Genomic DNA, 11,457 nt, shown 5'->3' with positions numbered 1-11,457 from the left:
GGCGCAAGCGGGCGTCCCGGCGGCGGGCACGCGCGCGACGCGGTCGGGCGCACGGGACGCGGCGCAGCCGCCGCAGGCAGCAGCCTCGGGAGCGCGCGGTGGACCGCCCGTGCCGCGGTATCGGATCGGCCCCGTGGTGCAGGCGCTGCTGCGCCTCGGCCGGCAGCGCGGGACTGCCGAACTGACCCGCCGCCTCACGGAGTTGATCCGCGTATGCCAGTACTTCGAGCGCCTCGAGGCGACGCGGCAGCGCACGACGGCGGCGGACGCCGCGGACGGGCCGTCCGTACGCGACGAGGCCGTGGCCGACGCGGTGTGGTGGGCCTCGCAGTTGACTGCCGAGGTGCTCACCCGGGTGCCCGACGCCGAGCCGTACGCCGACGTGCTCCGCCGTCTCGTGGACTGCATCGGCGCCACGGAGGCGCAGCGGAGGGCCTCTTCCGGTACGGGCCCTGCGGGAGTTGCCGTCGCAGACCCGGCTCCGGCGGCGAGTCGGGCGGCGACGGCTGCCGAGGCCCCCGGGAGGAGGGGCGACGAACGGCCGGCCGACCACGGCGTGGGGACGCTGGGCGAAGAGCCGAGCGGCTCCGGCGGTGCCGGGGACGGAGCAGCGGGCGCGGCCACGGCCGGTGCGGGTGCAGGAAACGCGGCAGCTGGAGGAGCGGCCCACGGCGATGCGGGAGCCGGGTGGGGCTTCGCGGCGCACGGCCCCGCATCCCGGGCCGGGGCGTCGGCGGTGTCGTCGTGGGGCGATGCGGCCGGAGCGGTTCCGGCGGCTCCGAGCGCTGCAGGTGCTGTGCCGTCGGTGCCGGGCGGTCACCCGGTCCACGTCGCACAAGCCGTGTCGTCCGCGGAGACGAGGTGGCAGGCCTCGTCACCGGCGTCCGAGAAGGCCGGGGATCACCACCCGGCCGGGGAGGACAGGGCCCTACGGAGTGTCGGTCGGTCGCGGGCCTTCGACGTGTTCGGGGCATGGTTCTGGCGAGGTCTCGCGCTGCCAGCGGAGGCGCGGATGGAGTTGTTCCGGTGTCTGGTGGTGGCGGAGAGCGGTCGGGGCGAGCAGCGGTATCTCGACGGGGTCGCGGAGTGGCTGCGGGACGAGCCCCGGGTCGTACAGCCGTTGCTGACCGGGTGGTTCGGGGATCGGCGGGCGCTCAGGTCCGCGCCGGAGGCGACCGTCGCACGCGCCGCGCAGGCCCTGCTGCACACGCACCGGCACGGCGCCATCGACGACCTGACGGAGGCGCTCGTCGGCTGCGCGCACCCGCTCGGTGACGAACTGCTCGGCGCACTCGCCGAGGACGAACCGTCTGCGATGTGCCGCGCCGTCGACCGCTGGGCCCACGACGAACGCCCCGAGCGCCGGGTGGCCGCCGCCGCGTACGGCGTGCGGGCGGCGCCGCGCGCCAGGAGCGAGGCCGACCACAGCCTCCTGCGGTACGCGGCCCTGGCGCTGCTCGCCCGCCCGGCGGACTGCACGCTGCACGGCTCGGCGCTTGCCCTGCTGGTCCGCGACCCCGTGAGCCGGGACCGCTACCTCGAGCTCGCGCTCACCCGGTTCGAGGCAGGAGATCCGCAGGTCACGGCCGGGGCGATCGCCGCCGCGCTGCCCACCCACCCGGACGAGGTCCTGGCGGCCTTCCGCCGCCGACTCGCCGAGCCGGGTCCGGTACCGGGAGACCTCCTGCGGACCCTGGCCGGGGTGACCACGCACTCACCGGCCCGCCGGGTCGCCGTCCTGGTCCAGGACTTCCTCGCGGCACGGCCCGAGGCCGCGGGCGAGGCCGCCGCGTACATCGACGCCGGTCTCGAACAGGGCCCCCACGCGCGCGTGGTGCTGCATCCGCTGGTGTCCGGACTGATCCGCGGCGGCCCGGTACGGATCAGGGCCGCACTGGCCGGGGTGCTCGCGGATCCGGGCACGCCCGTCTCCGGGGAGCTGCGCGGTGAGCTGCTCGAGCTGCTGCTCGGCACGGAGCAGGATCCCGTCGTCCTCGACGTGGTCCTGTGCGTACTCGCCGCGCGCCGCGCGGGCCGGTCGCCCGCCGCGACCTGCGCTCTCGTACGGCGCACCGGCCGGCTCCTCGTCCGTACGCCCGAGGGGGCGGGCCGCTTCGACCGGCGGCTCGTCGACCTCGCGCGCGGGGACGCCGACCTGGCACGGACCGTCGCGCAGTGGATCGCGGACGCCCCGCAGGAGTGGGCCGCCCTGGTCGGCCCGAGCGCCCGCCGCACGATCGTGAATCTGGCGGGTGCCGAGGAGACCCCGGCCGTGGTTGCCGGCGGCGTCGCAGGGCGGCCCGCCGTCGTGTGACCTGGGTGGCTTGCTGCCCGCAAGGCCCGGCCGATGCGAGCGGCCCGGGCCCGGCATGGCACCCTTGGAGCTGCGCAACGCAACCAACAGGACGTACACAGGTTCGGCGAGGAGCAAACACCGTGCAGCGCTGGCGAGGCTTGGAGGACATCCCCGAGGACTGGGGGCGCAGCGTCGTCACCATCGGTTCCTACGACGGGGTGCACCGCGGTCACCAGCTGATCATCGGGCGGACCGTGGAGCGGGCCCGAGAGCTCGGCATCCCCTCGGTCGTCGTCACCTTCGATCCGCACCCGAGCGAGGTCGTGCGCCCGGGGAGCCATCCGCCGCTGCTCGCGCCGCACCATCGCCGGGCGGAGCTGATGGCGGACCTCGGTGTCGACGCGCTGTTGATCCTGCCGTTCACGGCGGAGTTCTCGAAGCTGTCGCCCGCCGACTTCGTGGTCAAGGTCCTGGTGGACAAGCTGCACGCGCGCGTGGTCGTCGAGGGTCCCAACTTCCGCTTCGGGCACCGGGCCGCGGGCAATGTCGCGCTCCTGACCGAGCTCGGTGCGACGTACGACTACGAGGTCGAGGTCAACGACCTCCGGGTGACCGGCGAAGCGGGCGGCGGTGAGCCGTTCTCGTCGACCCTGACGCGCCGCCTGGTCGCCGAGGGCGACGTGGCCGGTGCCGCGGAGATCCTCGGGCGGCCGCACCGGGTCGAGGGCGTGGTGGTGCGCGGGGCGCAGCGCGGGCGTGAACTGGGCTTCCCCACGGCCAATGTGGAGACCCTGCCGCACACGGCGATCCCCGCGGACGGGGTGTACGCGGGGTGGCTCGACGTGGCCGGCGAGGCGATGCCGGCGGCGATCTCGGTCGGGACGAATCCGCAGTTCGACGGGACGGAGCGGACGGTCGAGGCGTACGCGATCGACCGGGTCGGTCTTGATCTGTACGGGCTGCACGTGGCCGTGGACTTTCTCGCCTTCGTGCGGGGGCAGTTGAAGTTCGACTCCGTCGAGCAGCTGCTCGAGGCGATGGCTGAGGACGTCAAGCGGTGCCGGGAGCTGACCTCTTCAAGCCCGTCCGGCGATTGAGGACATCTTTGCGCCCGGCCAGGTCAGCGACCTGAAGCCGTGGCCCAGTGACAGGCGACCCGGGTCGCCCCCGTGCCGCCGAGGACCGCCAGGTCCTCCCCGCGGCAGGCGTCCGCCACGCCCGCCCGCTCCGCCTCGCCGGACGCAAGGACCTGGCACCGCGCGTGGAAGCGGCAGCCCGACGGGATCCGGGTCGGGTCCGGCGGCTCACCGGCGAGCACCACCGGCTCGCCCCCGGCCTCCGGAAGTACGGACAACAGGGCCTGGGTGTACGGGTGTCGAGGTGATGTCAGGACCTCCTCCACGGAGCCCGTCTCGACGATCCGGCCCAGGTACATCACCGCCACCCGGTCCGCGATGTTCCAGGCGAGACCGAGGTCGTGGGTGACGACCAGCGCCGAGAGGCCGAGTTCCGCGCGCAGGCCGAGCAGCAGCGCCAGGATCTCGCCGCGGACCGAGGCGTCGAGGGACGCCACCGGCTCGTCGGCCACGATGAGTTCGGGATCGAGCACGAGCGCACCGGCGATCACCACACGCTGCCGCTGCCCACCGGACAGCTCGTGCGGGTACCGCAGGAAGAAGCGCTCGGGCGGCCGCAGTCCGGCCCGGGACAGCGCCTCGGTGACCTTCGCGCGCTCGTCGCCCGCGTACCCGTGGATGCGCAGCCCCTCGGCGACCGCCTCGTACACCGTGTGCCGAGGATTGAGCGAGCCGCTCGGGTCCTGCAGGACCAGCTGCACGCGCTTGCGGTACGCCTTCAGTGCGCGCCCCTCGTACCGCAGCGGGCTGCCGTCGAAGGACACGGCACCCTCGGTCGGCTTGACGAGCCCGAGCAGCGAGCGGGCCAGCGTCGTCTTGCCGCAGCCGGACTCGCCGACCAGGGCGACGATCTCGCCCGGCGCGATGTCGAGATCGACCCCGTCGACCGCGCGGGCCTCGGGCGCGCCCCGGCGGCCGGGGAAGGTGATGTGCAGTCCCTCGGCGCTGAGCAGGGGGGAATCGTTCATCGTGTGCTCCTCGGCGGACGCCCGCTGCGTCGCGCGTACTTGTCGGCGGGTGCCGGTCTCATGAGGCGTGCCTTTCGTCTGCCAAGGGGCCCGCCCCTCATCGCGTCTGCTCGACCACGGCCGCCGAGGCGCCCACATGGACGCAGGCGGCCCGCCGCCCGGGCGACGCCGAGCGCAGCTCCTGGTCCTCGGTGGCGCAGATGTCCAGGGCGACCGGGCACCGCGGGTGGAACGTACAGCCGCCCGGCAGCGCGGAGGGATCCGGCGGGTCGCCGGCGAGGCCGCGCGGCGCCCGCCGGGAGGCCGGGTCGCCGATCCGCGGGAAGGCGCCGGACAGCGCCTTTCCGTACGGGTGCTCGGCGTCCTCGTAGACCTGGGAGGCCGGTCCCTCCTCGACGACGCGGCCCGCGTACATCACCGCGAGCCGGTCGCAGGTGTCGGCGAGGACCGCAAGGTCGTGACTGATCATCACCAGGCCGAGACCCTTGTCCGACACCAACTGCTCGATCAGGCGCAGGATCTGGGCCTGGATCATGACGTCGAGCGCGGTGGTCGGCTCGTCCGCGACGATCAGGCTCGGGTCGCAGGCGAGCGCCATGGCGATCATGACGCGCTGGCGCTGGCCGCCGGAGAGTTCGTGCGGATAGGCCTGGGCGCGTGCGGCGGGCAGGCCGACCTGCTCCAGGAGCTCGCCGACCCGCTTCTTCGCGGCCGTCGGGGTCGCCGTGCGGTGGATGAGCATGGGCTCGGCGATCTGGTCGCCGATGCGGTGCACCGCGTTGAGCGAGTGCATCGCGCCCTGGAAGACGATCGACGCCCCGGCCCAGCGCACCGCGCGCAGCCGCCCCCACTTCATGGTCAGCACGTCCTCGCCGTCAAGCAGCACCTCGCCGGTGATCCGGGTGCCGGCGGGCAGCAGGCGAAGGAGCGCGAGCGCCAGGGTCGACTTGCCGCAGCCGGACTCGCCGGCGATACCGAGCTTCTGGCCGGCTTCGAGGGACAGGTCGACGCCGCGGACGGCGGCCGCCCCCGAGGCGTAGGTCACTTCGAGATTCCTGATGTCCAGGAGGCTCAACGGGTCACCCCCAGCTTGGGGTTGAGTACGGATTCGATGGTGCGTCCGCACAGGGTGAACGCGAGGGCGACGACGGCGATGGCCAGTCCGGGAGGCGCCAGGTACCACCAGGCACCCGAGCTGACCGCACCCGCCTCGCGGGCGTCCTGGAGCAGTCCGCCCCAGGAGACGATCATCGGGTCGCCGAGCCCGAGGAAGGCCAGCGTGGCCTCGGTCAGAATCGCCTGCGAGATCACCAGGGTGGTCTGGGCGAGCACGAGCGGCATCACATTGGGCAGCACATGACGGCCCATGATGTGCCGGTGGCCGCCGCCGAGCGCGGTGGCCCGCTCGATGTACGGCCGGGACTCGACCGCAAGCGTCTGGGCGCGTACGAGACGGGCCGTGGTGGGCCAGGCGGTGACGCCGATCGCGATGACCGTGGTCCAGATCGACTTGTCCATCACGGTGGCGAGCGCGATCGCGAGCACCAGGGTCGGCATCACCAGGAACCAGTCCGTGATCCGCATGATCACCGTCGAGTACCAGCCGCCGAAGTGCCCCGCGGTGATCCCGACGAGCGTGCCGATGGCCACCGTCAGGAACGCCGCGAGCAGCCCGACGGTCAGCGACACCCGTGCGCCCCACAGCAGCAGGGCGAGCAGATTGCGGCCGAACTGGTCGGTACCGAGCGGGAATTCACCGCTCGGCTCCTCCAGCGGAGTGCCGGGCGCGTCCGTGACGCTCTGCGCGTCCGAGCCGGTGATCAGCGGCGCCGCGAGCGCCAGCACCGCGATCAGGACGAGGATCACCAGGCCGGCGAGGCCGGAGCGGTGACCGCGGTACTGCCGCCAGAACTGGGCCGCCGCCCGCCTGCGCCGTGCCCAGGCCACACTCCGGGCGCTGGTCGCGGCGGACTTCGCCGTCTCGCCGGCCGGTGCCTCGGCCGAGGGTTTCGTACGGTCGGTCTTCATCGGCCCACCCGGGGATCGAGCAGCGGATAGATCAGGTCGGCCAGCGTGTTCATCAGGATCACCGCGGCGGCGAACACGAAGAACAGGCCCTGCACGAGCGGCAGATCGGGCACGCTCAGCGCCTGGTAGAAGAGCCCGCCGAGCCCCGGCCAGGAGAAGACGGTCTCCACCAGGATCGCGCCGGCCACCGTGTTCCCCAGATTCACGAAGAGCAGGGTCACCGTGGGCAGCAGGGCGTTCGGCACCGCGTGCTTGGTGCGGACCTCGTCGTCCCTGAGGCCCTTGGCGCGGGCCGTCGTCAGATAGTCGCTGCCCATCTCGTCGAGCAGCGAGGAGCGCATGACCAGGAGCGTGCGCGCGTACTCGACGGCGACCAGCGTGATCACCGGCAGGATCAGATGGTGCGCGACATCGATGACGTACCCGAAGCCGCTCTCGCCGCCCGACTCCATGCCGCCGGTCGGGAACATGCCCGGGATCGGGCCGATGCCCACCGACAGGACGATGATCAGCAGCAGTCCGAGCCAGAACGACGGCACCGAGTAAAGCGTCAGCGCGAACGCCGTGTTGAACCGGTCCCCGAAGCGCCCGTGCCGCCAGGCCGAGCGCGAGCCCAGCCAGATGCCGATCAGGGTGTACAGGACGAATGCCGTGCCGGTCAGCAGCAGCGTGGCCGGCAGGGCCTCGCTGATCTTGTCCACCACCGGAGCCTTGAACTGGTACGACGTGCCCAGATCGCCGGTGAGCGCCTTGCCGCAGTAGTCCGTGAACTGCTGCCACATCGGCAGATCGAGCCCGAACTCCTCGCGCATCGCGCGGATCTGCTCACTGCTGACCTGCCGCCCGCCGGTCATCGCCTTGACCGGGTCGCCGGGAATCAGCCGGAAGAGGAAGAAACTCGTGACGAGCACGGCGAACAGGGACACGGCCGCGCCGGCCAACTTGCCCGCCACATACCGCAGATACCCGGAGGTCGACCGGGAGCGGGGCCCGCGGGCCGACGGCCCGGCCTCGGCCGGACCGTCGGGCACCGCGTCCTGATCACGTGCAGTGGTGCTTTCCGATGCCATGGACTATTCGCGCTCTTCCGCCGTGGAGCGGCGGCGCCGGGCGATCAGGAAGCCGCCTCCGGCGAGCACCACGGCCGCGACCACGATGCCGACGACGACGCCGGTGGAGCTGCCGCCGCTGTCACCGGAGCTCTCCGAGCCGTCCGCCGGCACCGCCGACCACCAGCTCCAGTAGCCGTCCTGACCGTAGATGTTGCCCGCGCTCTTGGGCATCGTGGTGATGGACTTGATCTGGTCGGTGCGATAGGCCTCGACCGCGTTCGGGTACGCCATGACGTTCATGTACCCGCTGTCGTACAGCTGGGACTGCATCTCCTTGACGATGTCCGCCCGCTTGGCCGGGTCGTACTCGGCCAGCTGCTGCTGGTACAGGTCGTCGAACTTCTTGTCGCAGATGAAGTTGTCGGTCGACGCCGTCTCCTTCGGCTTGGCGGGGAGCGCGGCGCAGGTGTGGATCCCCAGGACGAAGTCCGGGTCGGGGTTGACCGACCAGCCGTCGAAGGCCAGGTCGTACTCGCCCGCGTACCAGGGGTCCGTGACGTTGTCCATGCAGTCGACCTTCAGGCCGATGCCGAGGTCGCCCCACCACTCCTTGAGGTACTTGCCGATCGCCTTGTCGTTCGGGTCGGTGGCGTGGCACAGCATGCGGTACTCGAGCGGCTTGCCGTCCTTGCCGACGCGCTTGCCGTCGCCGTTCTTCTTGTAGCCCGCGTCATCGAGGAGTTGGGCCGCCTTCTTCGGGTCGTACGACATCTCCTGGTCGGCGCCGGGCTTCCAGAAGTAGTCCTTGAAGCGCGGCGGGATGTAGCCGGCGCCCTCCTCCGCGTACCCCTGGAAGACCTTGTCGATGATCGTCTTGCGGTCCACCGAGGTGAACAGCGCCTGACGCACCTTCTGGTCGTGCAGCGAGGGATGCCCGTCGCCGAACTTCTCGCCGTCCTGGGTCCGCGCACCCGGATTGACCGCGATCGCGAAGAAGCGGCGGCCCGGGGCGTCGTTGACCTTGATGTCGTCGGTCTTCTTCAGCGAGGCGGCCTGCGCCGGAGTGAGGCTCGGGCTGCCCGCGACGAAGGAGACCTCGCCCTTGCGCAGGGCGGCGACCGCGGCGTCCTGGTCCTTGTAGTAGCGGAAGACCAGTTCGTCGAACTTGGGCGCGCCGCGCCAGAAGTCCTTGTTGGCCTTGAGCTTCACATAACTGTCGACCTTGTAGTCGGTGACGACGAAGGGGCCGTTGCCGACGATCGGGAACTTCTTGTCGTTGTTGAACTTCGCCAGGTCACCCTCCTTCTCCCAGAGGTGCTTGGGCACGATCGGGATGTCGAGCGCCGTCATGGTGGCCTGCGGCTTCTTCAGCTCGACGACCAGCTCGGTGGGGCTCGGGGCGGTGACCTTCTTGAAGTTGGCGACGAAGTTGGCGTTCTGGAGGGCCGAACCCTCCTTGGTCATCAGCTGGTTGTAGGTCCAGGCGGCGTCCTCGGCGGTGGCCTGCTTGCCGTCCGACCACTTGGAGTTGTCCCGGATCTTGTACGTCCAGGTCAGCTTGTCCTTGGACGTCTTCCACTCGGTGGCCAGACCGGGGATCGCCTTGCCCGTCTCGGCGTCGTAGTTGGTGAGGAAGTCGTACATCAGCCGGTGCACGCTGGTGCTGATCAACCGCTGCGCCACGAACGGGCTCAACGAGTCGACGCTCTGCGCCACCGCGACCGTCAGAGTCGACTTGTCGTCCTTGGCCTGCGCCTGCTGCGGGGCCGGGTTCAGGGGTGTGGCGAGCCCGGCGGTCAGCGTGAAGGCCGCGGCGCCCGAGGCGAGCAGCAGCCGCAGGCGACGGCGCGCTCGAACCGGTCTGGCGTGTAGATCTCTTTTATCCATGGGGCGTTGACCTCGGATCGGTGCTCGTCGCTGCTCGCCCGGAACGGCGTGCAGGAAGGGCAGGACGAATACGACTGGTGAAACGGAACCACTGTGGATCTGGGCGGATCGTGCTGCGCCGTTGGGCGTGGATGGTGTGAGTGTCTATCAGCGGTGGTTTAGACATGTCAACGGTAGGTGAACACGGTGTGGCCTGCGGGAACGCGTGAGGGCCCACGCCGTTTTCCCGGCATGAGCCCTCATTGGTTTAGTCCCCTGAAAGGGTGACGGCGGGGGAGTGGCCGACGGCCGGCCACCCCCTCCTCACTGGCCACCCTGGCCGCCCGGCGGCACACCTCCCGGGGGGACCGGTCCGTGCAGGCCGTGGTCGGGTTGTCCGGCCTGTCCCGGTTCCTGTGACTGGCCGCCCGGGTACGGGGGTTGACCGGGCGGGAGCGCCGGGCTGGGGTGCTGCGGGTACGGCTGGGCCGGGGGCTGCGGCCGGGCCGGCTGCGGCTGTCCTGGCTGCGGTTGACCCGGCTGTGGCGGCTGGCCCGTGCCGTACGGGGGCTGTTGGGCGTACGGCTGCTGCGGGGCGTACGGCTGTCCCGGCTGCTGCTGCGGGAGTGGCTGCCCCGGCAGCGGAGGCGCCACGGTCGGCGGGACGCTGCCGCTGCTCTGCGTCCACAGGCCCTGCTCCTGCTGATGCCGCGCGAAGTCCTCGGCGACCAGGGCCGACAGATTGAAGTACGCCTCGCGCACCTTGGGCCGCATCATGTCCAGATCGACCTCGGCACCCGCCGAGAGGTGCTCGTCGAACGGAATGACGACGACATCGCGGCAGCGCGTCTTGAAGTGGCTGACGATGTCGTCGACCTTGACCATCTTCCCGGTGTCGCGGACACCCGAGATGACCGTCAGGGAACGCGACACCAGGTCCGCGTATCCGTGCGCCGACAGCCAGTCGAGCGTGGTGCTCGCACTGCTCGCGCCGTCCACCGAAGGCGTCGAGATGATGATCAACTGGTCGGCGAGATCCAGGACTCCGCGCATCGCGCTGTAGAGCAGCCCGGTGCCGGAGTCGGTGAGGATGATCGGGTACTGCTTGCCGAGCACGTCGATCGCGCGCCGGTAGTCCTCGTCGTTGAACGTCGTCGAGACCGCCGGGTCCACGTCGTTGGCGATGATCTCCAGGCCGGACGGCGCCTGCGAGGTGAACCGCCTGATGTCCATGTACGAGTTGAGGTGCGGGATCGCCTGCACCAGGTCGCGGATGGTCGCACCGGTCTCCCTGCGCACCCGGCGACCGAGCGTACCGGCGTCCGGGTTGGCGTCCACGGCGAGGATCTTGTCCTGGCGTTCGGTGGCGAGCGTCGCGCCGAGCGCGGTCGTGGTGGTCGTCTTGCCCACGCCGCCCTTGAGCGAGATGACCGCGATCCGATAGCAGGACAGCACCGGCGTACGGATCAGCTCGAGCCGCCGCTGCCGCTCCGCCTCCTCCTTCTTGCCGCCGAACTTGAAGCGCGAAGCGCCGCTCGGGGAACGACTGCTCTTCGTCTTCTGCTTCTTGCCGATCAGCCGGTCGGACGACAGCTCGACCGATGCGGTGTACCCGATCGGCGCGCCCGGCACCTGACGGTCCCGCTGGTCGTGGGTGATCGGCTGCGGCCAGGCGGCTCCGGCGCGGGNCCGCGGCCGGGGGGTAGGCGTAGGCGCCCGGGGTGTTGGGCGGGGCCTGGGGGTGGGGCTGGGGCTGTGCTGCTTCGGGGTGCTGGGGTTGCTGCTGCTGCGGGAGGGGGGCCGGCAGATTGGGGGTGGGGCCGGCCGGGGTGCCCGGCTGGGGGAAGCCGTAACCGGGGGCGTCTCCGGGGGGCGGTGTGTGCGGGGAGGGCTGACCGCCCTGCTGGGCAGGGAGGCTGGGCCCCGGGGCCTGGTGAGGCGCGGGTGTCGGGTTGGCGGGCGAGGGTGCGGGTGCGGCGGGCGCGGCGGGTGCCGCTGAGCCCGAGTCGTGTGCGGAGGCCGGGGCTGGCGGGAAACCGGGCGGCGGGGCCGGCTGTCCGGCGGCCGGCGCGGGGTACGGGGCGGGCGGCGGAACGGGGGCGGCAGCGCCG

Annotated in this window: 6 protein-coding genes and 2 pseudogenes; 2 read left to right on the top strand and 6 right to left on the bottom strand. The window is 71.7% G+C overall.

Going from position 1 to position 11,457, the window contains the following annotated elements; all coding sequences use genetic code 11:
* Together DY218_RS07235 and DY218_RS07230 are read left to right on the top strand one after the other, a co-directional pair.
* Positions 1–2,314: pseudogene (locus DY218_RS07235) on the top strand (serine protease); the annotation flags it as partial.
* Between the two features lie 122 nt (positions 2,315–2,436).
* Positions 2,437–3,393: a bifunctional riboflavin kinase/FAD synthetase gene (locus DY218_RS07230; protein ID WP_128555076.1), complete on the top strand. Its 957-nt coding sequence runs from the start codon at positions 2,437–2,439 to the stop codon at positions 3,391–3,393.
* 23 nt (positions 3,394–3,416) lie between these two features.
* Here the strand turns inward: DY218_RS07230 and DY218_RS07225 are convergent, their stop codons facing one another.
* From DY218_RS07225 to DY218_RS07200, 6 genes and pseudogenes are all read right to left on the bottom strand, one after another.
* Positions 3,417–4,400, bottom strand: a complete 984-nt coding sequence (locus tag DY218_RS07225; RefSeq protein WP_128555075.1) for an ABC transporter ATP-binding protein — start codon at positions 4,398–4,400, stop codon at positions 3,417–3,419.
* 97 nt (positions 4,401–4,497) lie between these two features.
* The gene (locus DY218_RS07220) at positions 4,498–5,526 is read right to left on the bottom strand and encodes an ABC transporter ATP-binding protein (RefSeq protein WP_407703574.1); all 1,029 of its coding nucleotides are present in this window, start codon (positions 5,524–5,526) and stop codon (positions 4,498–4,500) included.
* On the bottom strand, positions 5,472–6,428 hold the full coding sequence (locus DY218_RS07215) for an ABC transporter permease (protein ID WP_128555073.1): 957 nt from the start codon (positions 6,426–6,428) through the stop codon (positions 5,472–5,474). Before DY218_RS07215 ends, DY218_RS07220 begins: the two co-directional genes overlap by 55 nt.
* Positions 6,425–7,498 carry an ABC transporter permease gene (locus DY218_RS07210; RefSeq protein WP_128555072.1) on the bottom strand — a complete coding sequence of 358 codons (1,074 nt, stop codon included), beginning with the start codon at positions 7,496–7,498 and terminating at the stop codon, positions 6,425–6,427. The genes DY218_RS07215 and DY218_RS07210 overlap by 4 nt, the downstream gene beginning before the upstream one ends.
* 3 nt (positions 7,499–7,501) lie before the next feature.
* The gene (locus tag DY218_RS07205; protein ID WP_128555071.1) at positions 7,502–9,367 is read right to left on the bottom strand and encodes an ABC transporter substrate-binding protein; all 1,866 of its coding nucleotides are present in this window, start codon (positions 9,365–9,367) and stop codon (positions 7,502–7,504) included.
* A 303-nt stretch (positions 9,368–9,670) separates the two neighbouring features.
* Positions 9,671–11,034 (bottom strand): annotated as a pseudogene (locus tag DY218_RS07200) (MinD/ParA family ATP-binding protein); the annotation flags it as partial.
* Between the last annotated feature and the right edge of the window lie 423 nt (positions 11,035–11,457).

It is taken from the genome of Streptomyces triticagri (genome assembly GCF_003429565.1).
Lineage (GTDB): Bacteria > Actinomycetota > Actinomycetes > Streptomycetales > Streptomycetaceae > Streptomyces > Streptomyces triticagri.
Note: the sequence above shows the minus strand (reverse complement) of the source record. Positions and strands in the feature narration are given on the sequence as shown.